24 protein-coding genes are annotated in these 25,617 nt (G+C 65.3%); 7 read left to right on the forward strand and 17 right to left on the reverse strand.

Annotation, left to right across the window (positions count from 1 at the left end; translation table 11 throughout):
• Positions 1-98: 98 nt before the first annotated feature.
• Positions 99-560 carry a hypothetical protein gene (locus ACXYMR_RS00345; RefSeq protein ID WP_458940752.1) on the reverse strand — a complete coding sequence of 154 codons (462 nt, stop codon included), beginning with the start codon at positions 558-560 and terminating at the stop codon, positions 99-101.
• Between the two features lie 719 nt (positions 561-1,279).
• Entirely contained in the window at positions 1,280-2,356 is a 1,077-nt protein-coding gene (gene recA, locus ACXYMR_RS00350) for a recombinase RecA (RefSeq protein ID WP_458940753.1), read from the reverse strand.
• Between the two features lie 311 nt (positions 2,357-2,667).
• Between recA and ACXYMR_RS00355 the strand changes: the two genes are divergently transcribed.
• Positions 2,668-3,195, forward strand: a complete 528-nt coding sequence (locus ACXYMR_RS00355) for a hypothetical protein (RefSeq protein WP_458940754.1) — start codon at positions 2,668-2,670, stop codon at positions 3,193-3,195.
• Between the two features lie 93 nt (positions 3,196-3,288).
• On the opposite strand, the gene ACXYMR_RS00360 is transcribed toward ACXYMR_RS00355, so the two are convergent.
• A complete protein-coding gene (locus ACXYMR_RS00360) occupies positions 3,289-4,179 on the reverse strand; it encodes a mechanosensitive ion channel family protein (protein ID WP_458940755.1) in 891 nt (296 codons plus the stop codon).
• Positions 4,180-4,260: 81 nt separating this feature from the next.
• Entirely contained in the window at positions 4,261-4,398 is a 138-nt protein-coding gene (locus ACXYMR_RS00365) for a hypothetical protein (RefSeq protein WP_458940756.1), read from the reverse strand.
• A gap of 159 nt (positions 4,399-4,557) precedes the next feature.
• On the opposite strand from ACXYMR_RS00365, the gene ACXYMR_RS00370 reads away from it, so the two are divergent.
• Entirely contained in the window at positions 4,558-4,821 is a 264-nt protein-coding gene (locus tag ACXYMR_RS00370) for a DUF7218 family protein (protein WP_458940757.1), read from the forward strand.
• A 33-nt stretch (positions 4,822-4,854) separates the two neighbouring features.
• On the opposite strand, the gene ACXYMR_RS00375 is transcribed toward ACXYMR_RS00370, so the two are convergent.
• The 5 genes from ACXYMR_RS00375 to fliQ form a co-directional block, all read right to left on the reverse strand.
• Positions 4,855-5,721: a DUF5694 domain-containing protein gene (locus tag ACXYMR_RS00375; protein ID WP_458940758.1), complete on the reverse strand. Its 867-nt coding sequence runs from the start codon at positions 5,719-5,721 to the stop codon at positions 4,855-4,857.
• A gap of 87 nt (positions 5,722-5,808) precedes the next feature.
• A complete protein-coding gene (locus tag ACXYMR_RS00380; protein WP_458940759.1) occupies positions 5,809-8,355 on the reverse strand; it encodes an ATP-binding protein in 2,547 nt (848 codons plus the stop codon).
• A 39-nt stretch (positions 8,356-8,394) separates the two neighbouring features.
• A complete protein-coding gene (flhB, locus tag ACXYMR_RS00385; protein ID WP_458940760.1) occupies positions 8,395-9,486 on the reverse strand; it encodes a flagellar biosynthesis protein FlhB in 1,092 nt (363 codons plus the stop codon).
• 10 nt (positions 9,487-9,496) lie between these two features.
• The gene (fliR, locus tag ACXYMR_RS00390) at positions 9,497-10,243 is read right to left on the reverse strand and encodes a flagellar biosynthetic protein FliR (protein WP_458940761.1); all 747 of its coding nucleotides are present in this window, start codon (positions 10,241-10,243) and stop codon (positions 9,497-9,499) included.
• Between the two features lie 19 nt (positions 10,244-10,262).
• Entirely contained in the window at positions 10,263-10,529 is a 267-nt protein-coding gene (gene fliQ, locus ACXYMR_RS00395) for a flagellar biosynthesis protein FliQ (protein WP_458940762.1), read from the reverse strand.
• 115 nt (positions 10,530-10,644) lie between these two features.
• Here fliQ and ACXYMR_RS00400 point away from each other — a divergent pair, with 115 nt between their 5' ends.
• The 3 genes from ACXYMR_RS00400 (at position 10,645) to ACXYMR_RS00410 (ending at position 16,522) form a co-directional block, all read left to right on the forward strand.
• Positions 10,645-12,558, forward strand: coding sequence for a DUF885 domain-containing protein (locus ACXYMR_RS00400; protein WP_458940763.1), 1,914 nt, complete (start codon positions 10,645-10,647; stop codon positions 12,556-12,558).
• Between the two features lie 140 nt (positions 12,559-12,698).
• Positions 12,699-14,606 carry a DUF885 domain-containing protein gene (locus ACXYMR_RS00405; RefSeq protein ID WP_458940764.1) on the forward strand — a complete coding sequence of 636 codons (1,908 nt, stop codon included), beginning with the start codon at positions 12,699-12,701 and terminating at the stop codon, positions 14,604-14,606.
• Between the two features lie 14 nt (positions 14,607-14,620).
• Positions 14,621-16,522, forward strand: a complete 1,902-nt coding sequence (locus ACXYMR_RS00410; RefSeq protein WP_458940765.1) for a DUF885 domain-containing protein — start codon at positions 14,621-14,623, stop codon at positions 16,520-16,522.
• A gap of 76 nt (positions 16,523-16,598) precedes the next feature.
• Here ACXYMR_RS00410 and fliE read toward each other — a convergent pair whose 3' ends face one another.
• From fliE to flgB, 3 genes are read right to left on the reverse strand one after another with little or no spacing between them, the layout of a single operon-like run.
• Complete coding sequence (gene fliE, locus ACXYMR_RS00415) at positions 16,599-16,913, reverse strand: flagellar hook-basal body complex protein FliE (protein ID WP_458940766.1); 315 nt, start codon at positions 16,911-16,913, stop codon at positions 16,599-16,601.
• A gap of 41 nt (positions 16,914-16,954) precedes the next feature.
• A complete protein-coding gene (gene flgC / locus ACXYMR_RS00420) occupies positions 16,955-17,368 on the reverse strand; it encodes a flagellar basal body rod protein FlgC (RefSeq protein WP_458940767.1) in 414 nt (137 codons plus the stop codon).
• Positions 17,369-17,383: 15 nt separating this feature from the next.
• A complete protein-coding gene (gene flgB / locus ACXYMR_RS00425) occupies positions 17,384-17,821 on the reverse strand; it encodes a flagellar basal body rod protein FlgB (RefSeq protein ID WP_458940768.1) in 438 nt (145 codons plus the stop codon).
• A 106-nt stretch (positions 17,822-17,927) separates the two neighbouring features.
• Between flgB and ACXYMR_RS00430 the strand changes: the two genes are divergently transcribed.
• Both ACXYMR_RS00430 and fliP read left to right on the forward strand, forming a co-directional pair.
• The gene (locus tag ACXYMR_RS00430) at positions 17,928-18,257 is read left to right on the forward strand and encodes a flagellar biosynthetic protein FliO (RefSeq protein WP_458940769.1); all 330 of its coding nucleotides are present in this window, start codon (positions 17,928-17,930) and stop codon (positions 18,255-18,257) included.
• Positions 18,254-19,003, forward strand: coding sequence for a flagellar type III secretion system pore protein FliP (gene fliP / locus ACXYMR_RS00435; RefSeq protein WP_458940770.1), 750 nt, complete (start codon positions 18,254-18,256; stop codon positions 19,001-19,003). Before ACXYMR_RS00430 ends, fliP begins: the two co-directional genes overlap by 4 nt.
• Before the next feature lie 397 nt (positions 19,004-19,400).
• On the opposite strand, the gene ACXYMR_RS00440 is transcribed toward fliP, so the two are convergent.
• From ACXYMR_RS00440 to ACXYMR_RS00460, 5 genes are all read right to left on the reverse strand, one after another.
• Positions 19,401-22,787 carry a tetratricopeptide repeat protein gene (locus ACXYMR_RS00440; RefSeq protein WP_458940771.1) on the reverse strand — a complete coding sequence of 1,129 codons (3,387 nt, stop codon included), beginning with the start codon at positions 22,785-22,787 and terminating at the stop codon, positions 19,401-19,403.
• Positions 22,771-23,499: a MotE family protein gene (locus ACXYMR_RS00445; protein ID WP_458940772.1), complete on the reverse strand. Its 729-nt coding sequence runs from the start codon at positions 23,497-23,499 to the stop codon at positions 22,771-22,773. The genes ACXYMR_RS00440 and ACXYMR_RS00445 overlap by 17 nt, the downstream gene beginning before the upstream one ends.
• Positions 23,500-23,503: 4 nt before the next feature.
• On the reverse strand, positions 23,504-23,896 hold the full coding sequence (locus ACXYMR_RS00450) for a DUF6468 domain-containing protein (protein WP_458940773.1): 393 nt from the start codon (positions 23,894-23,896) through the stop codon (positions 23,504-23,506).
• On the reverse strand, positions 23,893-24,927 hold the full coding sequence (gene fliM, locus ACXYMR_RS00455; RefSeq protein WP_458941907.1) for a flagellar motor switch protein FliM: 1,035 nt from the start codon (positions 24,925-24,927) through the stop codon (positions 23,893-23,895). The genes ACXYMR_RS00450 and fliM overlap by 4 nt, the downstream gene beginning before the upstream one ends.
• 116 nt (positions 24,928-25,043) lie before the next feature.
• Complete coding sequence (locus tag ACXYMR_RS00460; protein ID WP_458940774.1) at positions 25,044-25,610, reverse strand: flagellar basal body-associated FliL family protein; 567 nt, start codon at positions 25,608-25,610, stop codon at positions 25,044-25,046.
• Positions 25,611-25,617: the final 7 nt, after the last annotated feature.

Genomic DNA, 25,617 nt, shown 5'->3' on the forward strand with positions numbered 1-25,617 from the left:
CCGCACGCTAGGGCGAGCGCGCAATCGCACGTCGTGTCGATGGAAATCGCCTATCCGTGTAGTCCCGGCGGCAGGACGGGCCGGGCGCGGCAAAGGGCCTAGACGCGCTCGCGCCCGGCAAACGCCTTGAAGCCGCGCTTTGCCCTCACATCGTCCGCCAGCGCGGCAGGCAGACCGAGCTTTTCCAGCGCGCCCTCAACATCGTCGGCATAATGGCGCTGCTTTTCCAGCAGGCTGTCCTGGCGGGAAAACTGTTTCCACATCCGTGCTTCGGTGGCCACGTGCTCATTGATCACCCAGGCGGAAACCGTCGGGCCCGCGTCTTCGCGCTCCGCCAGGGCCGCATTGTAGGAGTCGGCCAGGTCACCGAGATCGAGGGCCGAGACCGACATCAGCGTCGCGTCCGGCGTGAACACCACCAGTTCGGCATGGCTGAAATCATAGAATTTGCGGTCGTAGTACATCTCGCCGACCAGACCGAGATGCTCCGGGGTGACACTCCCGGAAAACTCGACAAGTCTCACACCCCGTTTGAAGTCGACCCAGATTTCAATGGCCATAGATGTTCCCCATATGCCCCCGTGTCTGGGTGCCAATCCCCGACATCAGGGGCTCCCCTGCCCTCACTCCAGTGTACAGCAGAAACGAAACAAGCAGTTAATTGTGGTGAGACGACAGAGCGGTCCGCTCGGCGCTGTCCGAGAGCTCTCGCCCTGGATGCCTGGCCAGAGCCCCTTCCCGAAGTCCCAAGGCCCGCTTGTCCGCACGCGGCAGGCCCCGGACCCGGCCCGGGACCAGGGCCCGCGCAGTGATCCCAGCGAAGCGCCCGCAGCTGAAGCGACCGCGCGACGCGGGCGCGGCGCAGGCGCGTCGTTGGCGCGTCGTTGGCGCGGCGTGTCTCGGTGGCCTGGACCGCACGGACAACCAAGGAAAAACCGGGCCCCGCAGGAGCCCGGCTTCTCACACTCATTCACTCTGCAGCCGGCTCGGGACCCGGCCCGCATACGGTACGGTCAAGCAGGTCGGCCCATGAGAACCCGTCCGCAGACCCCGTCTTGAGGGCCCATCCTCAGCGTCCGTCCGCAGACCCCGTCGTCAGGGCCCGTCGTCAGGGCCCGTCCTCAGGCCCCCTCCGAAGGAGCCGATGGAAGACGCCATTCGAGGATGGCGGTCGTCAGCCTCCGGACCGCCCGGGCCCGTGAGCACCGGGCATAACAGGCGACCCGCAAGGCGCAGATCGCCCGCCTTGCCGGCCTGGTCACGCCAGGCCTGGCCGACATCAGCCGGCGGCGACCTCGTCGTCTTCGTCGGGGCCGGTCAGCATCTCATTGGCGATCAGGCCGGCATTGGCGCGCACCTTGGCTTCGATCTCGCCGGCCGTGCCGGGATTGTCGAGCAGGAAGCGGCGCGCATTCTCGCGGCCCTGGCCGATGCGTTCCGAATTGTAGGAATACCAGGAGCCCGACTTCTCGATCACATCGCCCTTGACGCCGAGATCGATGAGTTCGCCCATCTTGGAGATGCCCTCGCCGTAGAGAATGTCGAACTCGACCTCGCGGAAGGGCGGAGCGACCTTGTTCTTGACCACCTTGACGCGGGTCTGGTTGCCGATCACCTCGTCGCGGTTCTTGATCGCGCCGATGCGGCGGATGTCGAGACGGACCGAGGAATAGAATTTCAGCGCATTGCCACCGGTCGTCGTTTCCGGCGAACCGAACATGACACCGATCTTCATGCGGATCTGGTTGATGAAGATGACCAGGCAATTGGACTTGGAGATCGAGCCGGTCAGCTTGCGCAGCGCCTGGCTCATCAGGCGGGCCTGCAGGCCGGGTAGGCTGTCGCCCATCTCGCCTTCCAGCTCGGCGCGCGGCGTCAGGGCGGCCACCGAGTCGATGACCAGTACGTCGATGGCGCCGGAGCGCACCAGCGTGTCGGCGATCTCGAGGGCCTGTTCACCGGCATCCGGCTGGGACACCAGCAGCTCGTTGACGTCGACGCCCAGCTTGCCGGCATAGACCGGGTCGAGGGCGTGCTCGGCGTCGACGAAGGCGGCCACGCCGCCGGCCTTCTGGGCCTCGGCCACGGTGTGCAGGGCGAGCGTCGTCTTGCCCGAGCTTTCCGGACCGTAGATCTCGATGATCCGCCCCTTGGGCAGGCCGCCAATGCCGAGCGCGATGTCGAGTCCGAGCGAACCGGTCGAGATCGATTCGATGTCCATGTTCGGACGGGAGCCGAGCTTCATCACCGAGCCCTTGCCGAACGCCTTGTCAATCTGGCCCAGCGCGGCCTCGATGGCCTTCTGCTTGTCCATGTTCTTGTCGTTTTTCACGAGTCGTATCGCGCCCTTGCTCATAGCCCTCATTCCTTATTTCACGCCCCTCAGGTACGGGCAACCTGGCCATGACGTACCAGTTTTGTTCCCGGAACACAAGCGGAACATTTTATGGTTAACAAAACGGAACAAAGCACGAAAGTGGATGTCCGGCAGACACTTGTAACCGACGCGCTGAACGGGAACGCCAATGGCGCCCGTGGCCGGAAGCCTCGTCCGCTTCCTGTCTGCAGGATGAATGCGCCGCTCAGCTTGCGCTCAAGCGCCGCCGTGCAGTGTGGCCTCATCCAGCGGGACAGCTGCTCCCGCCTTGCTTACGAGGGAGACCTGTCATGCTGCGTTTGATTCTCGCCGCCGGCCTCATCGCCGGCTCCGGCCTCGGCCTGGCCGCCACGGCGGAGGCGCAGCCGCGCGCCCCGTACCGCGAGCAGGCCCCGTCCACCCATCTGGAGCGCGCCCAGGCCCTGGCCCGCGCACGGGCCGCCTGGCAGGCCAACCGCGCCGATGTCGAGCAGCATGGCCGCGACAACAGCGTATCCGGCGCCCAGTACGGCTATGCCCAGCGCATGCGCATCCAACAGAACGGGCACGGCAATGCCGCCGGCGCGTGGCAGCAGGGCGGCAATGGCGGCGTCATCGTGGCGCAGTCCGGGCGGCACAACACCGCCATCGCTGACCAGTCCGGCTACAACAACAACCTCGCCATCATCCAGCGCGGTCACAATCATACCGCGACGGCCAGCCAGAACGGCAATAATAACGACCTGGTGATCCTGCAGCTGGGCAATGGCGGCAATGTCAATGCCAGCCAGAATGGCGACAACAACAAGGACTTCGTGTTCCGCTGGGGTCGCCACTAGCCCCCGCGCCCGCAGCCTTGACGCACACGAGACAGGGCGGGACCGCGCGGTCCCGCCCTGTCTTCGATCGGTCTCCAGACTTGTCCCGGCAGGCTAGCCCTCTTCCTGGCCGGCCTCGGCGCCCTCCCCGTCCTGCCGGTCGACGACCAGCGGCTCGGAGAAGGTGAGCGTGCGGTAGGGGAAGGGAATCTCGATCCCGGCCTCGTCGAGCGCCGCCTTGACCGACAGCACGATGGCCGAGCGCGTCTTGTGCATCTCGACCGGCTGCGAGCTGGTCCACCAGCGCACGGTGTAGTCGATCGAGGAGGCGCCGAAGGCCCGGGCATAGACTTCGACCTCGCGGTCCGAAGACAGTCCGTCGACGCTCTCGACCGCCTCCTTGATCACGTCCAGCGCCGCCGCCGCGTCCTCGCCATAGCCGACCCCGACGACCAGTTCGTGGCGCACCTCGTCACGATCGGTGATGATCTCGACGGGATTGTTGAACAGCATGGAGTTGGGCATCAACACGAGTTCGTTCGACAGTTCGCGCAGATAGGTGTCGCGGATGGTGATCTCCTCGACCCGGCCGCGCACGCCATTGACCTCGATCACGTCACCGACCCGCATCGGCTTGCGCACCATGATCATCACGCCGGCCAGGAAGTTGGAGAAGATGTCGTTGAAAGCCAGCCCCACCGCGATACCGCCAATGCCCAGCGCGCCCAGCAGCTGGGCCGGCGTCAGGGACGGGAAGAGGATCGTGGCGGCGACGAGGATGCCGAACACCCAGATGCCGATCGACAGCAGGGTTTCCAGCAGGTCGCGCAGAGACCGGCGCAGCTTGGCCGATTTGAGGAGCGCGCTCAGCAGACGTCGCGACTGGCCGGCAATGGCCCAGGTTATGACCAGGATAATGAGCGCCAGGCCAATCTGCGGCAAGGCCTGAACGAATCCGACCCAAATGGCCTGGAGCTGGTCGGTCAACGGTTCAAAGAATTTCATGATTTCCCCTTGAGTTCAGGGAAATAATGGGCAAGCGCTGATTTGGTTCCGGCGTGCTGACTATGCTTGCCGTTCGTCTGCCTATCTGACCAAGGACTGGCTCGTCGTGCGCGCTTCTATGTCCGCGCCGCCGTCAGACTGGCTCACAGCCCCAAGGAAGAGCACGGCCAGGGCAGCGGCAATGGCCACGGTCAGGTTCGGCTTCGATCTGCAAGTCATCCGGTATCTCCAATTGCCTCCATCCTCGCAGATCGCACCGGGGCCCGCCACCGGGATACCGCCCTCCCCGGTCCCGCCCTTGTCATCGGCTCACCCCGCCAGCACGGAACCCCTCTCCCGACACGCCCGTTGCCATCCTGACTGACAAGGGAGAACCCAATGACCAAGGACCACGGCGCGTCGATCAAGGACGACAAGCTCTATGAAGACCTGCGCGAGGACGGCATGAGCAAGGAGAAGGCCGCTCGCATCGCCAATGCCAAGGCCAATGACGACCAGAGCCCGTCGAAGAAGGGTGGCCAGCAGCCGCCCTACGACGAGTGGACCAAGGACGAGCTGTACGAGCGCGCGCAGGAGATCGGCATCGACGGTCGCTCGGACATGGACAAGGACGAGCTCATCAAGGCCCTGCGCAATCACTGAGCGGCCGGGAGGTCGTGTCCTCCGGCCCCAGCGCTACGGCCCGTCCGGGACAGCCGGCAGATAGGAGAGCGGGTCGACCAGCTCAAGCCAGGGCGATTGCGCCACCAGATCGCGAAGAATCGCCGCGTGGCCCTGGCCAATGACCAGCAGAACGCGCTCGTCCTGCCCGCCTTCCACCAGTCGCAGGACATTTTGCAGGATCAGGATATTGCGCGTGTACCAGTTGCCCACGGTATAGGCACCGGCCGCGCCCCCGTCCGGCGCCCAACGCCGGATCCGGTGAGCCAGATAGAAATCCGCATTGGCGTCGAGCGCAGTATCACTATTGAGCCAAGCCAGAACCTCGCCGACGCTGTGGGCCGCCTGACGCCTCTCGGTCTCCGCCGTGAAACCACGTCCCAGCTCAGCGCGATCAGCTTCCACCTGCACCAGTCGGGGATCGTCGACCCCGCCAGCCAATTCTCCATAGGCCAGCAGCAAGTCCTCGTAGGCAAGGAAGGGGTGGTCGGCATCCACCAGCGCCAGCCCGTTGAGTCCCATCCGGTGAGCCAGTCTGAACCCGATCTGCTCGGTCTCGTTGGCCGTCAACTCCGCATCGCCGGCCCGCCAAGCCCTATATCGCTCGTTGATACCGGCTCCGGGAAGCGCTTCGACCGCGATTTGGGTCGGGGCAAACTCGGCCAGAGCGTCGATCAGTGCAGCGATTTCGGCTTGGCGGCGCGGCGACAGCATATCGTCCGCCTCGGCGTTGAATTGGTCGCGCCCCGGATTGGCGAAATGATAGGTACCGAGGATCAGGACTTCGGCGACCGGCTCGGGCCGCTCCGGCAAGCCCTGTCCCGCCAGCGACTGGCCGGGTAGTAGCAAAACGGCGGCGGCCATCACGATCGATCTCAGCATCATCTCTCTCCGGTCTGTCTGTCCGGGAAAGATGTCGCCTAGCCGTCAATCGGATGCAACCGGACCGCACTTGATGCAGCGCCGCCCCTAACCCTCCGCCGAGCCCAGCTCTTCCTTCACCTTCTCCGCCAGCTGCTTGAGCGTGAACGGCTTGGGCAGGAAGGAGACGTCGGCCTCGTCCGACAGGGTCTTGGAGAATTGCTCGGCCGCGTAGCCGGAAATGAACACGACGCGCGTGCCCTTGAGCATGTCGCGCGCCTTTTCCAGCAGGCCCGGCCCGTCCAGGCCCGGCATCACGACGTCGGAGATCAGCAGGTCAAACCCGTCCTCGTCATCCTCGAGGATCTCGTAGGCCTCTTCCCCGTCACACGCCTCGACCACGTCATAGCCGCGCTTGATCAGCGTCTTGGCGGCGATGTTGCGGACCGCGTCCTCGTCTTCCACCAGCAGGATGCGGCCGCGGCCGGACAGGTCTTCCGGCGCCTTCTCTACCGTTTTGGCCGCCTCGACCTGCTGCAGCTCCTCGCTCTCCTCCTCGCTCGGCGCGTGGCCAGGCAGGTAAATGGTGAAGGTTGTGCCCTTGCCCACCTCGCTGTCGGCGAACAGGAAGCCGCCGGACTGCTTGACGATGCCGTACACCGTGGCCAGGCCGAGCCCGGTGCCCTTGCCCGCCTCCTTGGTGGTGAAGAAGGGCTCGAAGATCTTTTCCATCGTCTCGGGGTCCATGCCATGGCCTTCATCGGTCACGGCGATGGCCAGCCAGTCGCCCTCGCGCGGGTTGGGCGCACCGGCCTTGCGCACCACGTCGGCGCTGGTCAGCGAGGTCTGGATGGTCAGGCGTCCGCCGCCCTTCTCCCGCATCGCGTCGCGGGCATTGGCGGCGAGGTTGATGATGGCGGTTTCCAGCTGGCCCTTGTCGGCCTTGATCATCGGCAGCGAACGCCCGTGCACGATGTCCAGCCGCACCGTCTCCTCGACGATCTGACGCAGCAGCACCGACACGTCCGACAGCAGATCGCCGATATCCAGGGTCTCCATGCGGAAGGTCTGCTTGCGCGAGAAGGCCAGCAGCTTGCGCACCAGGCCGGCGGCGCGGGCCACCGTCTGGTTGATCGACTGCAGTTCGGAATAGTCCGGATCGCCGACCGGGTGACGGTTCAGGAGCTCGTCGGTATTGAGCCGCACCGCCGTCAGCAGGTTGTTGAAGTCGTGCGCCACGCCGCCCGCCAGCTGTCCGACGGCCTGCATCTTGTTGGACTGCGAGAACTGGCGCTCCAGCTCCTTCCACGAGGTCACGTCGATGACATAAGCGACCCGCTTGCCGCCGCGCGCCGGGGCGAACGCCAGGTGGACATAGGTCTGCTTTTCGGTTTCCAGCCGGGCTTCGGCCGGCTCGCCCGAGCCCGCCATGGCTGCGGCAAAGGCATCGGTGGCCGAGCGACCATCATCCCAGTTGAACAGGTCGCAGAAGCGGATGCCCGGGATGGCCTTGCCGCCGGACAGCTGCACCAGGCCCGGATTGACGTCCTCGATGATGGCGCTTTCCGGGTCGGCCCCGTCCAGCCGCACGACGCCGAAGGGCGCGCTGGCGAACAGGTCGTCCAGCATGGCGGCGCCGGACATGTCGGCCTCCTCCTCCTGGCGGCCCAGGCGCGGCGGGGCCCCTGTCGAGGACAGCATGTACATCACCACGCGGCCGGTCACCGGATCGCCACTGGCCCATTCGACGGCCAGAGCCACCGGCGATTCAACGCCGTCCGGCGAGCGCAGCCGCGCATCGATGCGGGCGATACCCTCCCCGCCGCGGCTCAGCAGGACGCGCTCGGCTCCGTCACCGGTCAGGACCTTGGACAGCGGCGGAAAGCCTTCGCCTTCCCCAAGGCCGAGCCAGCCGCGCAGGGTCGCATTGCCCATGGCGATCTCGCCATTGGTGCGCAGCGAGAACAGGCCGACCGGTGCATGCACGGCCCAGTCGGCGACCGCCATGTCGGATTTGGTGTCACGGCCTTCCGCGCGGATCAGCCGCCACAGGATCATCTGCCCGTCCTGTGGCTGGGCCTCGAGATGAAAGCGCGCCAGATTGCCGTCACCCAGATCGATCGGCGGCAGCAGCTCGCACGCTCCGTCGCCGCGGGCCGCGGCCCGGGCGAGGCGATAAACCGCACCATCGCCGCCACCGGCCCCGGCCCAGATCCGGTCCACCGTTGGCAGGCCGAAACTCTGGCCAAACCCGCCAACCTGGCGGGCCAGCTCCCGATAGGCCGCATTGCCCCAGCGCGCCCCGCCGCGCTGGTCTGTGATCAGCACCGGTTCCGGATAGCCGTTCAGGGCCTTGTAGGCGATGTCCTCGGTACTCGGCCCCTGGTCACGAGCCACCTTGTCACGCAGGTTGCGGCCAGCCGTCTCGCCGGCAGCGATGGCGTACAGCACCAGAAATCCGACAGCGGCCAGGCCGGACAGGTAGACAAAGCCCTGCCAGCCGTCCGAACCGGCCGCGAACAGGGCCACCGCCGCGGCCAGCGCCGAGACGATGCCGCACACCCACAGCGCCACCCTGGCAAAGGGTTTCGACCACAGGCTCTTGCCGTCGGTCTCGTCCGGGGTCTCAGGCGTGGGAACGGAAGTATCGGCCATGCGTCGTCTCCGGCGCGAATCAATCAATCGGGGGACAGGTTACTCGCTGGGACGATATCTGGCGCGCTGTCCCTGCGCCAGCGCCAGCACATAGCCGATCACCTTGGCCACGGCCTGGAAATGCTCGACCGGGATTTCCTCGTCGAGATCGGCAGTAGCATGCAGGGCCCTCGCCAGCGGCGGGTCCTCGACGATCGGAATATCGTGCTCCTTGGCCAGCTCGCGAATGCGCAACGCCACCTCGTCAACGCCCTTGGCCAGGCAGATCGGCGCCGGGGTGACATTGGGCTCGTACTTCAACGCGATGGCATAGTGGGTCGGGTTGGTGATGATGACGCTGGCGTCGGGGATTTGGGCCATCATCCGCTTCTGGGCCCGCTCCTGGCGGATCTGGCGCAGCTTGGCCTTGATCAACGGATCACCGTCCGACTGCTTGAGCTCATCCTTGATCTCGCGCCGCGACATCCTGTTGCGCTTCATGAAGCTCTGGCGCTGGAAGACATAGTCCAGCCCGGCAATGATGGCGTAGACGACCAGCGCCGCCAGCATCAGTTCGATTGCCGACTGGCGCACCAGCGAGAGCACCGCCATCAGGTCCAGCGCTGGCAGCCCGGCCAGGATGTCACGCTTGGGATACAGCACCACGAAGGCGGCCATGGCGACCAGCGCCATCTTGCCCACGCCTTTGAGGAAATTGGCCACGCCTTGGGGGCCGAAATTGCGCTTGAACCCCTCAATCGGATTGAGCTTGGAGAGTTTGGGCTGGATCTTCTCGGTGGTGAACAGGAAGCCCTGCTGCAGGTAATGACCGGCAAACCCCGCCACCGCCAGCGCCAGGATCGGGATGCCGACGATCAGCGCCACGTCCCAGGCGGTCGCCTGCATCAGGCCCATCACCGCATGGGGGTCGGTGGCAAAGCTGTGGGATTCCGCAAAGAAGACCTGCATGTCACCGGCAAGGCGCCGCGCCATGGCCGGGAACACGAAGCTGATCAGTGCCAGGCCCGAGGCCAGGATGAACCAACCCGGGATTTCCTGCGATTTGGCGACGTCGCCCTTCTTGCGCGCATCCTCTAGACGGCGCTGGGTCGGTTCTTCGGTTTTCTGGCTGTCGTCTTCGCCGTCTGCCACCGCGCCCTCCCTAATTCATATCCACGGCGAAGCGCTGCATGCGCTCCAGCCACACCGCGCCCATCGTGCCGAGGGCAATGGTGAAGATGAACAGGCCGACAATGATGTTCGCCGGCATGGCGATAAAGAAGATCTGGGCCTGCGGCATCAGGCGCGAAAGCACGCCCAGGGCCAGGTAGAAGATCAGGCCGAAGACGATCAGCGGTGCGGCCAGCTGCACACCAAGCCGGAAGGCATCAACGAATGCCGTCAGGGCCCAGTCCGCCGCGTCACCAAGATTTGGCACCTCGCCGGGGGGAAAGACCATGTAGCTGTTGGACATCATCTGCAGCAGGAGATGATGGGTGTTAGTCGTGAAAAGAAGCAGCAGGAAGGTCAGGTTCAGCAGCGTTGACAGCAGCGCGCCCTGGGCCCCCTGCGAGGGGTCGAAGCTCTGCGCCATGGCCAGCGAGGTCTGCATCGCCATGACCTGGCCGGCGACGGCCGCCACGGCCATCAGCATCCGTGCGACGGCGCCGATCATCAGCCCTGTGATGACTTCGCCGATCACGATACCGGCCAGCGGCAGCGGGCGGGCCGGCATGTCCGGCAGTAGCGGTGCGAGGATCGGACCGAGGATGAGACAGACCAGCAGCGCGAAGGACAGGCGGATGCGCACCGGGATGCTCGGCTCGCCGAAACCCGGCAGCAGCATCAGGATCGACCCGACGCGGGCGAACACGACACCGGCGGCGAATACCAGGGCGGGCAATTCCATGGTCAGCATCGCCCCGGCCTCACAATGGCTGCGCGATACGGTCGAAAATCACCGTCATGAAGCCCGACATGAGCCCGCCCATGAGGGGCAGGAAGATCAGCAGGGCAATAAAGATGGCGATGATCTTCGGCACGAAGACCAGCGTCATCTCCTGCACCTGGGTAAGGGCCTGGAACAGGGCGATGGACACACCGACGACCAGTCCCACGATCATGATCGGGGAGGCCATGGCCAGCATCAGCCAGATCGCTTCGCGCGCAAAATCCAGGACTTCCGGTCCAGTCACGGGTCTCGCCTCACCTTCTGCGGGGAGAATCGGTCTTACGGTTAATTATGTTTACGCATGCGCTCGCGGCGTTAAGAAAGAGTCAATTCAGGTAAATATGGGGAGATTCCCGACCATGTTGCGCACCCTTTTCGTCGGCGCCAGCACGCTGGCCCTGATCGCCGCCTGCTCGCCATCGGGCGACGACGCTGACACCCTCACGACCGCTCCGGCCGAGCCAGCGCAGATCTCTGACGGGGCCTCCACCGACGCCACCGAAGCCAGCCGCCAGACCGAGACCGCGCGCCTCAACGCGTGGTTCCAGGAGCAGTTCGAGGCCGAGCTCGCCTACTCCCCCATCACCAAGACCTATCTCGGCATGATCGACGATGTCGAGGCCTATGGCGAATGGGACGACCCGTCGGACGCCGCCTTCCGCGCGGCACGCGACCGCGAGGCCGCCCGCCTGCGCTACATGCGCGAGAACTTCAATTTCGAGAATCTGACCGACGACGCCCAGGTGTCCTGGCGGTTCGCCGAATTCATTGCCGCCAACAACGCCCAGATGGCGGAGTTCCGCGACAACGGCCTGATCTTCACCCAGTTCTTTGGCCCGCACACCGACCTGCCCAGTCTCATGATCGGCATGCATCGGGTGGAGAACGAGGATCATGCTCGCGCCTATGTGCGCCGCCTCGAGGGCCTGGGCGCGGTGCTGCGCAGCCACACCGAACAGGCGGATGACCGCGCCGAAGCCGGCGTGCTGGCCCCGGCCTTCGCCTACCCGATCGTGATCACGGCCTCCGAGCGCTTCATAACCGGCGCGCCCTTCGACGACGGCGCCGAGATGTCGCCGCTGATGGCCGATCTGCACCAGAAGGTCACAGCTCTCGAGCTCGACGAAGCCACAGAGCGCCAGCTCCTGCAGCGCGGCGAGAGCGCGCTGCTCAACAGCGTCGGCCCGGCCTATGAGTCCCTGATCGAGACCATGCAGCGCCATGCCGAACTGGCCGGCGATGTCAGCCAGGGCGCCTGGGCCATGCCGGACGGGGCGGAATACTACCGCTCGCAGCTGGCCAATTACACCACCCGCACCGATCTCACCGCCGAGCAGATCCACCAGACCGGCCTCGACGAGGTCGAGCGCATCCACAACGAGATGCGCACGATCATGAATGATGTCGGCTTCGAGGGCACGCTGCAGGACTTCTTCTCCTACCTGCGCACCGACCCGCAATTCTATTACGAGGACAGCGAGGCCGGCCGCGAGCGCTACCTGTCGGAAGCCACCGCCATGATCGATGCGATGATGGAGACGGCGCCGGAGTATTTCGACACCCTGCCCTCGGCCGAGCTGGAAGTGCGCGCCGTCGAGGACTACCGCATCGATACCGCCACCGGGGCCTTCTACGAGCCCGGCGCCCTCGATGGGTCGCGCCCTGGCGCCTACTACATCAACCTCGCCCACATGGACGAGAACCCCGTCTACCAGATGGAGACGCTGGCCTATCACGAGGGCGCACCCGGCCACCACTTCCAGTCCTCCCTCTCGCAGGAGCTCGACGGCGTGCCGATGTTCCAGCGCCTGACCTGGTATTCCGCCTTCGGTGAGGGCTGGGCCCTCTATGCAGAGAACCTCGGCAAGGACATGGGCTTCTTCACCGATCCCTACCAGGATTTCGGCCGCCTCTCCTACGAGGTCTTCCGCGCCGCCCGCCTGGTCGTCGATACCGGGATCCACTCCATGGAGTGGAGCGAGCAGGACGCCATCGACTACATGCTGGCCAACACGCCGATGCCCGAAGGCGACATCCGCAACGAGGTGCGTCGCTACATGGTCTGGCCGGGCCAGGCCGTGTCCTACAAGATCGGCATGCTGACCATTCTGGAACTGCGCCAGCGCGCCATGGATGCGCTGGGTGACCGGTTCGACTATGGCGAGTTCCACGACGTGGTGCTGACCAATGGCTCGATCCCGCTGACCCTCCTGGAAGAGCTGGTCGACGACTACATCGCTGCCAAGCAATTGCCGGCGCAGGCCGCACAATAGCGCCTGGTGGCACGACGCGTTTGACAGGACGGCATGGCGGCGCGCTAAGGTGCGCCGCCACGCTTTCCGGTGTTGCCGGCCAGCGGCGGCCCGGCCGGCCGGCCAGAGTCCTGCGACCCCGCCAGAGAGTGATGCCCGATATGACCAGATCTGCCCTGCTGCTAACCGCCGCCCTTCTGCTCACCGCGGGTTGCTCGGAGGGCACCGATCCGGCCGTCGCCAATCGCCCGGCCGCCCTGTCAGACCCCCATTCCGACACCGCCGAGGCTCTCGACCCGACGATCGAGCGCGCGGAGAACACGGCCCGGCTCAATGCCTGGTTCGCCGAAACCTTCGCCGAGGACCTGGCGCGCTCGCCGCAGACCCAGACCCAGCTCGGCATGACCAGCGATCTGGATGCCTACGGGCGCTGGGACGATGTCAGCGACGCCTTCCTGGCCGAGGAGCAACAGCGCCGCGAGGACCGTCTGCAATACCTGCGCTCGCATTTCGATCCCGCGGCCCTCACCCCTTCCGGACGCACCTCCTGGCTCGTCGCCGAATACCTGCTGGAGACCGGCATCCGGCAATACGGTTTCCGGGACCAGAACTATGTGTTCACCCAGATGTTCGGCCCGCACACCGGCATGCCGACCCTGCTGATCAGCCAGCACTCGGTGGAGACTGACGAACAGGCCGACGCCTATGTGCGCCGGCTTGAAGGCATCGCGCCGCGCCTCGACCTGCTGATCGCCCGTGCCGATGCGCGTGCCGAGGCGGGTGTGCTGCCGCCGCGCTTCGCCTTCGACTATCTGATTGGCAATACGGCCAACATCATCACCGGCGCCCCCTTCGACGACAGCGAGGAACCTTCCCCGTTGCTCGCCGACTTCACCGCCAAGGTCGAGGCCCTCAGCCTCGGCGAGGACGAGGAAGCCGCCCTGCTGGCGCGTGGCCGCGAAGCGCTCGAGACCTCGGTTGGACCCGCCTATGAGCGCCTGATCACCATGTTCGAGCGCCATCGCGACATGACCGATGAACGCGACGGCGCCTGGAAACTGCCGCGTGGCGAGGAATACTATGCCAGCCAGCTGGCCGCCTTCACCACCCTGCCCGAGCTCAGCGCACAGGAGATCCACGACACCGGACTGGCCGAGATCGATCGCATACACGACGAGATGCGCGCCATCATGGACCAGGTCGGGTTCGACGGCACGCTCAACGAGTTCTTCGAATTCATGCGCACCGACGCGCAGTTCTACTATCCCAGTACCGATGAGGGCCGGGCCCGCTACATCGCTGAGGTCAATGACGTGTTCGACGGCGTGCGCGCCGTGGTGCCGGACTATTTCGACACCTTGCCGGAAGGCGAAATGGAGGTGCGCGAGGTCGAGCCCTTCCGCGCCGCCGGTTCACCGACCGCGTTCTACAATACCGGCAGCCTCGACGGCTCGCGTCCCGGTATCTACTACGCCAACACGCTGAACATGCGGAACCTGCCCGTCTACCAGATGGAGACACTGGCCTATCACGAGGGCATTCCGGGCCACCATTTCCAGCTCACCCTGGCCCAGGAGCGCGAGGGCACACCGATGTTCCAGCGCCTGCTCTACCTGTCGGCCTATGGCGAGGGGTGGGCCCTCTATGCCGAGAGCCTGGGCAAGGATATGGGCCTGTTCACGGACCCCTATCAGGACTTCGGCCGCCTCGCCTACGAGCTGTGGCGAGCCGGTCGTCTGGTCGTCGACACCGGCATCCACGCCATGCAATGGACGCGGCAGGACGCCATCGACTTTCTGCGCGAGAACACCTCCTTCACCGAGGAGGAGATCGTCCGCGAGGTCGAGCGCTACATCGTCTGGCCGGGACAGGCGACATCCTACAAGATTGGCCAGCTGCACATCCAGGCCCTGCGCGACCGGGCCCGTAGCGCGCTGGGCGAGGAATTCGACTGGGGCGAGTTCCACGACGTGGTGCTGACCAACGGATCCTTGCCCCTGCCGGTACTCACCGAGCTGGTCGAGACCTATATCGAAGACAAACAAGCCGGCAACGGCGAAGCGGAATAAGGGAGTACCCGCATATGCACAAGCTGATCCTGAGTGTCTCTGTCCTGGCCCTGGTTGCGGCCTGCAGCGAACCGGCCAACACGGTCACCGAAGACGCCGCCCGTGACATGGCCGCCGCTGGAAACCAGGCCAGCGACAGCGCCGCGACCGGCACGCAGACCGATGCGGCCGAGACCGAGAGCGACCGCCTCAACGCCTGGTTCGAGGCCCGCTTCGAGGACAATCTCGCGCGCTATCCGATGTCGCAGACCTACCAGGGTCGCAAGACCAATTATGACCAGTGGAACAATTCCACTCCGGAATACGACCAGGAAACCTACGAGATGAACCGGGCCGCGCTCGAGGAGATGCGCGCCAGCTTCGATTATGACGCCCTGGACGATAGCGCCCGGCTTTCCTGGGACCTCTACGAGTACAATGCCGACCGGGCCGAGGAAGGCCGCCGCTGGGAAGACCACGGCTACACCTTCACCCCGCGCTCGGGCCCGCACATGAATGCGCCCGCCTTCCTGATCAACAACCACCGCATCGACGATGTCAGCGACGCCGAGGCCTATATCGCCCGGCTCAACTCCCTCGGCGAATATCTCGACCAGAACATCGCCAATTCGCGCCGCTCGGCCGAGCTCGGCGTGATGACACCGCGCTGGACCTTCCAGCCGATGATCGAGACCGCCCGCAACGTGATCAGCGGCGCCCCCTTCGATGACGGCAATGACAGCCCGATCCTGGCCGACTTCAAAGCCAAGGTCGGCGAGCTCGACATCGAGGAGGCCGAGCGCGAGCGTCTGGTCAGCGAAGCCGAGGCGGCTCTCACAAACGAGGTCCAGCCTGCCTATGAGCGCGTCATTGCCCTGTTCGAGGAACAGGAGCCGATGGCGTCGGAAGATGACGGCGTGTGGAAGCATCCGGACGGCGCGGAGTACTACAACTATCTCCTGAACGGCTACACGACGCTGGACATCTCGGCCGAGGAGATCCACCAACTCGGCCTGTCGGAAGTCGAGCGCATCCACACCGAGATGCGCGCCATCATGGACCAGGTCGGCTTCGACGGCACGCTCAACGAATTCTTCGAATTCATGCGCACTGACGAGCAGTTCTACTACGCCAATACCGACGAGGGACGCGACCAGTACCTGGCCGAAGCCACGGCCCTGATCGACGCCATGCGCGATGCCTCGCCGCAGATGTTCAACACCTTCCCGGAAGCCGAGCTGGAAGTCCGCCGCGTCGAGGAGTTCCGCGAGGCATCCGCCGGCAAGGCCTTCTACCAGCGTCCGGCCCCGAACGGCACACGGCCCGGCGTCTACTATGCTAACCTGCGCGACATGGCCAACATGCCGACCTACCAGATGGAGGCGCTCGCCTATCACGAGGGCATTCCGGGTCACCACATGCAGCTGGCCATCATGCAGGAGCTCGATGACGTGCCCTCCTTCCGGCGCTTTGGCGGCTATACCGCCTACACCGAGGGCTGGGGCCTCTACTCGGAACTCCTGCCGAAGGAGTTCGGCTTCTATTCCGACCCCTATTCCGACTTCGGACGTCTCGCCATGGAGCTTTGGCGCGCCGCCCGGCTGGTCGTTGATACCGGGCTGCACTACCACCAGTGGACCCGACAGGAAGCCGTCGACTACCTGATGGAGAACACGCCCAATCCGGAAGGCGACGCGATCAACGCCATCGACCGCTACATCGTCTATCCGGGCCAGGCCACGGCCTACAAGATCGGCATGCTGGAAATCGTGCGCCTGCGCGACCGGGCCGAGGCGGCTCTCGGTGATGCCTACGACATCCGCGACTATCACGATGTGGTCCTGACTCAGGGCGCCATGCCCCTGGCCGTCCTGGAAGCCCGCGTCGATGCCTATATCGAGGAAACGCTGGCCGCCAATGGAGACGCTGCCGAATAGGCGGCGGCCGACATCCAAGAGAAAGGCCTCCCGGATCGCTCCGGGAGGCCTTTTTCATGTCGATTGTGCAGCCGCGTCAGATCGGCATGCGCAGGATTTCCTGGTAGGCCTTCACCACCTCGTCACGCACGGCCACGACCGTCTCGAGCGACAGTTCAGCGGCCGAAACGGCGGTCACCACGTCGACCAGGTCGGCCTGGCCGGCCGCGGCAGCGGCGGTCATCTGCTCGGCGCCCTGGAGGGCCTCGCCCGTATTGGTCAAGGCATTGCTGACCATGGCACCGAAATCCACGCCCCCGCTTTCGGCCGCCGGCGTGCTGGCAGTATTGGCCGCCGACTGGGCGGTGCGGATGGCGGCCTGGTAGGCCTGGACGGCAGCAAGATCAGCCATGGAAACAATCCTTCAGGACAAGAGGGTCAGCGCGCCCGCGATCAGCGGCGCAGCAGGTCAAGCGCACGTTCCTGCATGCGCTTGCTGTTTTCGATCATGTTGAGATTGGCTTCGTAGGAGCGCATCGCTTCGCGCATGTCCATCATCTCGACCAGGGTCTGCACGTTCGAGGTCTTCACATAGCCCTCGCCGTTGGCGGCCGGGTGGCCCGGGTCATACTCCAGCGTGAAGTCCGACTGGTCGTGCGCCACGTCGGTCATGCGCACCCGGCTCATCCCGGTGACACGGTCGAGCTCGGCCTCGAAGACCGGGATCTGGCGACGGTAGGGATCACCGCCCGGTTCACGCGAGGTCGACTCGGCGTTGGCGATGTTCTCGGAAATGATGCGCATGCGCGCCGCCTGGGCGCGGAGCCCGAAAGCGGAGATCTGCATGGCGTCTGAACTGTTACCCATCAATCACTCCAATTCCTAGCGGCCCGGCGGCTTGATCGCCATGCGGATGAGCCCGAGGCTCTTCTGATACAGCGTGATCGCGCTCTCATAGCGCATGCGGTTGTCCTGGGCGCGAACCATCTGTTCTTCGAGGACCACCGAGTTTCCGTTGATCGTGGTTTCCGAATCCGGACGTTCGGTGGTCTGCCAGCTGCGCCCCGAATCAGGCGCACGCCCACCGGCGATGTGTCCGGCTTCCGTGGTGCGCAGGCGGGTCGCCGGAACCGAGCTCGCGGCACCCCCTTGCAGCTGTCGTGCGACAGCTTGCTGGAACGCGCTTTCATCAATGTCTTTCGGCGTATAGCCGGGGGTGTTGGCATTGGCGACGTTTTCCGCGATCACCCGCTGGCGATCGGAATGGAAACCTATCGATTGTCGCAGCAGTGCCAGCACCGGCACATCATCGGGACGCATCTGCGAATCCCCTTTTCAACTAGGCACAATCTGCCGCCTGCCTGGTTAACGCTGGTTTAACCGCATCAGCAGACAAGCAAGGGCAAGCTAGAAGCGGCCTTGCCCCATGGACGATATCGTCAACTGGACCCATTACCTGTTCGCCCTGTGCATCCTGCTCGTCCTGCTGGGCGCGCTCGGCCTGTTCAGCCTGGCCGTGCGCAAGGGCTGGATCCTGCGCCAGATGACCGGCCTGCAGCCGGCCCAGGGCCCGCGCCGCCGCCTCGCCGTCCGCGAGACCCTGGTCCTCGACCCGCGCCGCCGCCTGGTGGTGCTTGAAGCCGATGGCCAGGAACACGTCATCCTGCTCGGCGCCGAGCGCGAAACCGTGCTGTCCAGCAAGGAGGTCCGGCAAGGCGAGCACCTCAAACCCGTCAGCTCGGAGCGCCTGGCATGAAAAAGGGCCTGTGGATCTACGTCACCCTGTTCATCCTGGGTGTCGCCACGCTGATCGGAGCGTCGGCCGAGGCGCAGAGCGTCACCATCGACACCGGCACCGAAGGCGGGCTGACCGAGCGCGTGCTGCAGCTCATCGCCCTGCTCACGGTGCTGTCGCTGGCCCCCTCCATCATCGTCATGACCACAAGCTTCGTGCGCATCATCGTCGTGCTGTCGCTGTTGCGAACCGGTTTGGGCCTGCAGCAGAGCCCGCCCAATGCCGTGCTCATCTCGCTCGCCATCTTCATGTCCGGCTTCATCATGGCGCCGGTGCTGACCCAGTCCTACGAGCAAGGTATCCAGCCCCTTCTGCAGGAAGAGATCGAACTGCCCGAAGCCTTCGAGCGCTCGTCTGCCCCGCTCAAGACCTTCATGCTGTCCCACGTCCGCGAGGACGACCTGGCCCTGTTCATCGACATGTCCCAGCAGGCCGTCCCGGCCAGCCCGGAAGAGATCGATTTCTGGATTGTCGCGCCCGCCTTCATGATCTCCGAACTGCGCCGAGCCTTCGAAATCGGCTTCCTGCTCTTCATTCCCTTCCTCGTCATCGACCTTGTGGTCGCCTCCATCCTGATGTCGATGGGCATGATGATGCTGCCCCCGATCGTCATCTCCCTGCCCTTCAAACTCATCTTCTTCGTCCTCGTCGACGGCTGGCGCCTCGTCGTCGGCTCCCTGGTCCAGAGCTTCGGCACGCTGACCTGACGCGACCAGTATACCCCTGCCGATAAGGGGGGAGGACACAGACGGGGCGGTTTTGCGCGAAGCAATTGTTTTAAAAACAAAAACCGTTTGAAAAAGTGCGGGAAAATTTATTTTATGCACGCGTCGGCCCAGGCGCTTCTCACACCGCGATGACGCCACAGCGGCTCGGACTATTCACTCGGGGCAAATGCTGGACAAAGCCATGAGGGGCTGCAGACCACAGCGCCTGGCCGGACCCAGGGGCGATGCCCAGGCAGTCCGCGACGCCACTCCCCAGGAGTTGGGGTGTAGAATGCATCTGCTAAATCAATGATATAACGGGAAAGCGAAGCTTCCATACGGGCAGCTACCGACTTGGAAGGCGAGGCCGCAGGTTCGGCTCTCACGCCGCCGGCCGCTAGCTCTCGCCACCCTCGCTGAACCGGGCCCGGAACGGCTGCATGAAGGCTTCCAGCGTATCGATGCTGGCAATCCGGGTGGCCATGTCGGAGAACCGGATATTGCCACTCGGCGCATCTTCCGATGTCAGCAGCTCGAAGGCCGCGGCCTGGTCGGTACGCTCCATGGCCGCGCCGTAGCGTTGGCCGAGTCGGCTTGAACCGGCCGAGTTGCGGGCCAGCGAATAGGCGATGGCGGCGCGCATCAAGTCCGCTTCTTCGGAGGGGCTCAACGGCGCACTGTCGACATAGCGATTGCCGAGGATGGCTTCGAGACGGGTCCCCGCCATGTCCCATTCACGCTGCGTCCAGGCGACATCGGCCCGCAGCCGGTTGGCCGCATCGGAACGGTCGCTGGCGATCAGTTCGAGCGCCTGGTCCCGGCGACCGAGCTCGGCATAGGCCCGCGCCTCAAGTAGATAGCGCTCCGAGCGGACCTCCTCCGGCAAGCCGGCCACGCGCGATCCGCGCAGCGTGTTGATGGCATCCTCATAGCGCCGGTCCATCAGGTAGACGATGGCCAGGTCGGTGGCCACGCGGGCTCGCGCGAGCGGCTCACGCAGCCGGTTGTCGACCTGGTGCTGGAGCAGTTCAGAGGCAGGCTCCAGCAGGTCAAAGGCGATCAGCCGGTCGGCCAGCCGCCGGATCATGCGGTCGCCGTCGGCACCGATCGGGGCGAGGTGCTGGTATTGGTAGAACACCGCCACGGCCTCGATCGGATCCATCCGGTCGGCTTCGCCTTCCAAGAAGAGGCGGCGAAAGATGCCGTTCATGTCGTCGGCGATGCGGCGTCCGGCCTCGGTATCGGGGAAACGCGCCTGCGCCGTGTCCATGGTCTCCAGGCCGCGCGCGAATTCGCCGGTCTGGACGTAGAGCTCGCCGAGCATGCGCACCGTGTCGAGCTCGATATTGTCGCCGCGCCAGCGGAAGCGCAGGTTCTCGAGCTCCTCGATCGCCGACGCGCGGTCGAGCTCGCCGGCATCCAGTTGCAGCCGGATCAGATCATACAGCGCCTGCGCCTCCATCGGCGCATCACCGGCATTCACCAAAGCCTGCAGCTGCTCGATGGCAGCGTCGCCATTACCCATCGCTTCGGCCAGCCGGGCCGAGACATACTGGGTGGCCAGGCGGGTCTGGCGGTCGGGTTCTGCGGTCTCGACCGCGTAAAGGTATTCCTGTGCCGCCGCGAGATCGCCCAGCTCAAGGGCCGCGCGGGCGTGGCCGACGTGGAACCGCGCCTGCCAGACCGGGGGGTAGTGATAGACTGTGCGCTCGCCTGTCTGGAAACGCCGGCGCGCATCCTCCCAGCGTTCTTCGCCGACCGCGATCATGCCGCGCCACAGATCGGCTGCCGGATCAACCGCCAGCGAGGTGTGCCCGAGATAGGTCTTGGCGTCCTCATTGCGGCTCATCATGTAGCTGGCCACGCCCTGCAGCGCCCGCACATGGGCGTCGTTGGCCAGGGACGGCTCTTCCGCAATCGCGATGTCGAGCATGCCCAACGCCTCGATGGCGAGCTCGTTGGCGATCAGGAAGCGAGCCAGGCCGACCAGGCCATCGATGCCGTCCTCCAGCGCAGCCCGGCGCAGCCTCGCCTTCCAGGCGTCCGGAAAGTAGCCATCGCCTTGCCAGGCATCGAAATACATCAGCGCCGGCGAGGACACGTTGGCCAGCACAGAATTGCCCGCCGCCTCGCCACCGCCGGAGGCCGGCGTCAGGTTGAGACCGGACGGACGGCCAATCGCCGCGCCACCACGGATCAGCGATATCTCGATATCATCGGCAATCGCCGCAACGGCACCGCCCTGGGCGCTCGGCAATAGCGTGCCGCCCACGAACTCGCGGCGCGCCGCCAGGCCCTGCACCGGCCCGCCGGCCGTGATCACCCCGATTCGATCGCCGACGACCGGATCGCGGACCCAGCGGGTGGCCAGCGCATTGTCGATGTCCAGCAGGATCCGCCCCGGCTGACCCCGCCGGGCATCGCGTCGGACATTGATTGGCCGCGGCGGCGAGTCGATGCGTTCGGAGAACACGATCGTCCAGCGATTGTCCGCCAGGCGCGCCTCGGGCTGCGAAGTCGAGGGCACGATCACCCGCGCGGCCGACCAGTTCTCGCCCTGCACAGCCTGGAAATTGCGCACATGACGTCGATTGGTGTTGTCCAGCTCGCGCAGGTCGAGATCGGCCACCGCGTCGAATACGATCCAGACCGCCTCCCCGCGCCGGAACACGGCTGCGCCCGGCGCAGCTGCCCAGTCGAACTCGACCCGAAGATCGCCATTGAATTCAGAGACATTGGCATGCACGACACCGTCAGCCGGAGCCTGCCCGGTCGAGGCTTCGACCGTCGGTTCGGAAACCGCATCAGGGGCCGGGTCGGCAGCGACAGGCGCGCCCTCTTGCGGAGAATTTGGCTGCAGGCGGACCGGCCCCGAAGGCGCTTCCGCGTCGGCCATCTCTGTCACAGCCTCCGGGGCGGCCCCAGCTCCCGTCTCGGCGGCCTGCATGGCTTCGATTTCGGCCAGGAGCGCGGCAGCGCTGGCGGCGGCGGGATCAGGCAGGTCGATGGCGACCCGGCTGCCCTCATCCCAGGCGCGAACCTCGACCCCCGGCTCGACCGTCAGGCGCAATACCCATTCATCGCCATCGCGTTCCGCCGACAGTCGCTCGAGAAAACGCGGCGGTGAGCCGGCAAGACGGCTCAGATCGATCTCGGCCGGCACGGCAAAGCGGACTTCCGCAACTTCGCCCTGCTGGCTGAGCGCGTAATCAACGGCGCGCGGCCAGAGCAGCTCGATACGCGTATATTCGGTGGCCTGCCCGACACGGTATTGCACCGGCACCGGATCGACCGGTGGCGGCGGAGGCGGTGGCAGCGCGGCCTGTTCGGCGGCCTGGCGAGCCGCATCGCGTTCGCGTTGTTCGCGCGGCGAAACGACCGGCGCCGGCGCTGGATTGCCCGGCGGCACCAGATCGATGGCGATCTGGTCATAACTCGTGGACACATGCGCGTCGGCGAGCTGGTTGAGCGCCACCCGCAAGGTCGAACCGTCGGGATCGAGCCGCGCCCGCGCCGCCAGACCGTCGAGGGAGGCGGCCAGATCGCTGACGTCGGCCTCGAGCGCTTCGCCCAGTCGTGCAATCAGCACCGTATGCTCGATCACTGCCTCGGCGCCGGGACGGCTGTCACCGACACTGTCGGCATAGTCGATCAGGATGCGCGCGCCGGTCTCCGTGCGTTCGGCACGAATCTCCGCCGGCACCTGGGCCAGCGCCGAGCCGGCCAGGAGCAGGGCGGCCAGGCCGCCACCGAAAAGGGGGATATGTCTAGCCGCCCTCGGCAATCCGGGCCTCCAGCTCCGCCACGGTTTCCGGCAGGTTGGACCGTGTGGCCATGCGCTCGGTCAGGCTGGCGGCCGCGTCGGTCGTCATCTCCGCCAGAATGGGGCCGAAGCTGCGCTGCGACATGCGCGAGGCAATCTGCAGCTGGGTGTCCATGTCGAGGCTGGCAATCCGGGCCGCCGCATCACCGGCATCCATGGACGCATACCAGGCCACTATGACCTGCATGTCCTCGTTCTCGCGATCATTCAGGGTGCCGGACAGCGCCTCAATCTGCTGCTGCAGCTCGTTGAGCTCCGCAATCTTGGTATCGACGCGCTGCTCCATCGCCAGCATCAGAGCCTCCCGGGTTTCCAGCTCCGCCTCGCGCTGTTCCAGCTGGGCCGAGCGCTCGCGCAAGCGGTAGATCACCCGCTCCTCTTCAGCCGTGCGCACGCCGGAGGCGATGCGCTCGGCAAAGGCAGCGGACGCGGCATTGGCCTGGGCGCTGTCTTCCTCGGCTTCGTCCTGTTGGGAATCCGCTTGCGGTGCCGCCTCTTCGGACTGGTCCTGTTCTGCCGCATCCTCTTCTGCCACGGCCACGCTGAGCGCAGCGGCTTCGGACTGGGCGGTCCACCAGTCAGCCGCACCATTGGCGACGGACAGGGCCTTGATACCCAGCAGGCCGCCCATCAGGACGGCCAGAACGGCGAGCAGGCGAAGCGGTTCACGCATGGCGCTATCTCACATCCTTGAGGTCGTTGATGACGCGCGAACCGGCGCCTTCCGGAAAGATTTCGCTGGCCCGGCGGCGCTGCGGGCGGCGGCTCGACAGGCTGTCGGCCTTCTTGTCGGCCTGGCCGGTCATCAGCTGCAGCTCGTCGGACAATTTGCGGGCCTCGGCGACACGGCGCTCAAGCACCTCGCCTGACTGGTGGGTGGCGCGCTCCAGCATGGCCAGGCTCGCCCGTGCCCGGTCAGTCGCCTCATTGAGGGCGATAACCGAGGCCTGCACCCCGTCCGAGCCCTTCTTGAGGGCACCGAGACGGCGGTCCACACGCCAGCACATGACAACGGCCACCACCAGCAGGGCGGCAACCAGACCTTCGAAAACCAGTGTCGCGAGCGTCATGCGAACCTCATCATTGCTTTCTTGGCGCCCGGCGAGAGCGGTCCGCCCAGCCTCAGCGCAACATTATGTCCAATGCGGCCCATGCGACCGCGTGTCAGCGGCACAGCGCCGCAGCGTAATTCGACTTCACTCATGGGTGTGGCATCGAGGAAAAGCGTATCGCCGACCTTGAGGTCCGCGACCTGTCCCAGGGTCACGCGCTGCTCGTCGAGCACGGCGTGCACTTCCATCTTGGTCGACCACAATTCGGTCGCCAGGTGGCCTTCCCAGATATTGTCCCGGCCGAACTTCTCCCCCATGAACTGCTGCAACAGCATCTTCCGGATCGGCTCCAGCGTCGCATAGGGCAGGAGAAGCTCGATTCGGCCGCCCCGGTCTTCCATGTCGATGCGCAGCTTGACCAGGATGGCGGCGTTGGCCGGGCGGGCGATGGCGGCGAAGCGCGGGTTGGTCTCGACGCGCTCCAGGTCGAAATCGACTTCGGTCAGCGGCTGGAAGGCCTGCTTGGCGTCTTCCAGCACGACTTCGATCATGCGCTGCACCAGCATGCGCTCGATCGTCGTGTAGGGCCGGCCCTCGATACGCATGGCCGACGTGCCGCGGCGACCGCCGAGCAGGACGTCGACGATCGAGTAGATGAGGTTGGAATCCACCGTCAGCAGGCCGTAATTGTCGAGCTGCTGGGCCCGGAACACGGCCAGGATGGCCGGCAGCGGGATCGAGTTGAGATAGTCGCCGAAGCGGATCGAGGAGATGTTGTCGAGCGACACCTCGACATTGTCCGACGTGAAATTGCGCAGCGAGGTCGTCATCAACCGCACCAGGCGGTCGAACACGATCTCCAGCATGGGCAAGCGCTCGTAGGAAACCAGCGCGGAGTTGATGATGGCACGGATGCCCGACTTGTCGGCCGCGTCGTCATCGGTCAGCGAGAAGCCGAGCAGGCTGTCGATTTCGTCCTGGTTGAGGATGCGCTCGGGACCATTGCCGACGGTCGGCAATTCCTGATCGTCATCATCCGCCCCGACCATGGCCTCCCATTCGGATGCCAGGTCGAGGTCGTCTCCGTCCTCGGCCATGGCCTCCCATTCGGCGGCAAGGGCATCTTGGTCCAAATCGTCAGACATGAAGTAGCGTCCTCGAAGTCCTAGTCGACAATCATGAATTCCTGGATCCACACGGCATCAACCTGGGCCGGCTCGATGGCCAGGTTGACGCGGCGCAGCAATTCCAGGCGAACCCGGTGCATGCCGGCCGATCCGTACAGATCGTCCTCGCGCAATTCCCTCAGGAACATGATGAACTGATCCATGATCGGATCGACATGCTCCTCCAGCACGGGGCCGAGGTTGGGATTACTCGATTCAAAGGTGATCTTGAGCTGCACGATGACGGCACGGCCGTCGCTCGAGCGGATATTCGTTGTAATGGTTTCTTCGGTGCCGTCGCCCTCGCGCAGATCATAATAATATATTGCTGCGGAATGGTCGGCGGCGGCGCCAGCGCCATGCCCGTCACCCTCACCTTCAGCGGCTTCGGCGTGTTCGGCCTCGGCGTCGTCGCCGCCGCCGGCGAACATCATGAAGCCGCCAATTCCGGCGAGCAGGAGGATCAGCACTGGCAGGCCAATGAACAAGCCCAGCTTTAGCAGGCTCTTCTTCGGCTTCTCCTCGCCGTCTTCCTCGTCCTCGATGTCGTCGATATCGTCAGCCATTGCGGGC

Source organism: Maricaulis sp. CAU 1757, assembly GCF_054482675.1.

Bases quoted from the DNA above. Each gene is read 5' to 3' on its own strand.
- ACXYMR_RS00445 (WP_458940772.1), bottom strand. From the start codon at position 23,499: ATGCGTGAACCGCTTCGCCTGCTCGCCGTTCTGGCCGTCCTGATGGGC.
- fliR (WP_458940761.1), bottom strand. From the start codon at position 10,243: ATGGAATTGCCCGCCCTGGTATTCGCCGCCGGTGTCGTGTTCGCCCGC.
- ACXYMR_RS00410 (WP_458940765.1), top strand. From the start codon at position 14,621: ATGCACAAGCTGATCCTGAGTGTCTCTGTCCTGGCCCTGGTTGCGGCC.
- fliM (WP_458941907.1), bottom strand. From the start codon at position 24,927: ATGGTCGGGGCGGATGATGACGATCAGGAATTGCCGACCGTCGGCAAT.
- ACXYMR_RS00400 (WP_458940763.1), top strand. From the start codon at position 10,645: ATGTTGCGCACCCTTTTCGTCGGCGCCAGCACGCTGGCCCTGATCGCC.
- ACXYMR_RS00380 (WP_458940759.1), bottom strand. From the start codon at position 8,355: ATGGCCGATACTTCCGTTCCCACGCCTGAGACCCCGGACGAGACCGAC.
- ACXYMR_RS00355 (WP_458940754.1), top strand. From the start codon at position 2,668: ATGCTGCGTTTGATTCTCGCCGCCGGCCTCATCGCCGGCTCCGGCCTC.
- ACXYMR_RS00405 (WP_458940764.1), top strand. From the start codon at position 12,699: ATGACCAGATCTGCCCTGCTGCTAACCGCCGCCCTTCTGCTCACCGCG.
- flgC (WP_458940767.1), bottom strand. From the start codon at position 17,368: ATGGGTAACAGTTCAGACGCCATGCAGATCTCCGCTTTCGGGCTCCGC.
- flgB (WP_458940768.1), bottom strand. From the start codon at position 17,821: ATGCGTCCCGATGATGTGCCGGTGCTGGCACTGCTGCGACAATCGATA.
- ACXYMR_RS00450 (WP_458940773.1), bottom strand. From the start codon at position 23,896: ATGACGCTCGCGACACTGGTTTTCGAAGGTCTGGTTGCCGCCCTGCTG.
- ACXYMR_RS00375 (WP_458940758.1), bottom strand. From the start codon at position 5,721: ATGCTGAGATCGATCGTGATGGCCGCCGCCGTTTTGCTACTACCCGGC.
- ACXYMR_RS00430 (WP_458940769.1), top strand. From the start codon at position 17,928: ATGGACGATATCGTCAACTGGACCCATTACCTGTTCGCCCTGTGCATC.
- ACXYMR_RS00345 (WP_458940752.1), bottom strand. From the start codon at position 560: ATGGCCATTGAAATCTGGGTCGACTTCAAACGGGGTGTGAGACTTGTC.
- fliE (WP_458940766.1), bottom strand. From the start codon at position 16,913: ATGGCTGATCTTGCTGCCGTCCAGGCCTACCAGGCCGCCATCCGCACC.
- fliP (WP_458940770.1), top strand. From the start codon at position 18,254: ATGAAAAAGGGCCTGTGGATCTACGTCACCCTGTTCATCCTGGGTGTC.
- ACXYMR_RS00365 (WP_458940756.1), bottom strand. From the start codon at position 4,398: ATGACTTGCAGATCGAAGCCGAACCTGACCGTGGCCATTGCCGCTGCC.
- ACXYMR_RS00360 (WP_458940755.1), bottom strand. From the start codon at position 4,179: ATGAAATTCTTTGAACCGTTGACCGACCAGCTCCAGGCCATTTGGGTC.
- ACXYMR_RS00370 (WP_458940757.1), top strand. From the start codon at position 4,558: ATGACCAAGGACCACGGCGCGTCGATCAAGGACGACAAGCTCTATGAA.
- ACXYMR_RS00460 (WP_458940774.1), bottom strand. From the start codon at position 25,610: ATGGCTGACGATATCGACGACATCGAGGACGAGGAAGACGGCGAGGAG.
- recA (WP_458940753.1), bottom strand. From the start codon at position 2,356: ATGAGCAAGGGCGCGATACGACTCGTGAAAAACGACAAGAACATGGAC.